General features: G+C 44.3%; 1 protein-coding gene. It reads right to left on the reverse strand.

Annotation, left to right across the window (positions count from 1 at the left end):
• Nucleotides 1–175 precede the first annotated feature (175 nt).
• Nucleotides 176–935, reverse strand: a 760-nt coding sequence (locus ACS8FD_RS17685) for a BON domain-containing protein (RefSeq protein ID WP_439276815.1), incomplete at its 5' end; no start/stop codon positions are given.

The raw sequence follows: 935 nt of genomic DNA on the forward strand, positions 1-935 counted from the left end.
TTGACGCAGTCGTGTCCATTGCTTGTTGTGCATAATCAAAGTTTGAACCTTTCATTCTTGTTCTCCTTATTATTGCCAGCTCGTAGTTACCAAGAGGTTGACTGACATAGCGATTGATCCAAAGTTGTGACTAAGGATAGCTCTACCTTACGAAGCGCTCATAACACCAGCTAGCTTATGGATTTTGGTATAAATCAACATAAGGGCTAGAAGATGGTTGTTCAGTTAGGTCACCAGCTTCTGACGCACTATTATTCGCTACTGGCGTAGTGGGTGCTACGTTGCCCGCGGCCGTTGCAGGTTCGATCTCTCTGACAATAGGTCCTGCACCGGTTGCTTGCGTAGCAGCGTTTTTGGGCTCACTCTCTGACATAATGTCTGCGTCATTAATAGGCAAACCTCTATTGTCTACGACTGTCGTTAGTAAGACCAATTCAGTAATACCAGCAGTACTGTTGGCGATATCGATTAGATGGCTTTGCTGCGTGGGTGTCACTCTACCCATGATATAGACCACACCATCATTAGTCACAGCTTTTAATTGTGATGCTTTGACTCCATTATTAGCCGCAGTTTTAGCCATCAATTTTGATGTGATATAACCATCATGTACGGTTGAGCTATAACCTCTAGCGACACTGACATTTAGCTCGTTATAAACACGGCGAACATCGGGCATGGAGCCGACTACTTTTTCAATTTGCGTTTTTAGGGCCTCTGTTGGCACCTCGCCTGTAAGCAGGACCTCACTATAAAAGCTATCAATACTTATTCGGCTATTGGTTTGTAGATCTTCTTGTAAGCCATAAACATTGATCTTTGCTGTATGCTCGATACTACGATCGAGCAGACGTTGCGGGATGGTACGTTCCGTTACAGGTACCCCATAAGTCCCCTCAGTACTATTGGTTAAGTAATTGGTTGTACAGCCTGTA

This window comes from Psychrobacter sp. 1U2, from assembly GCF_051847575.1.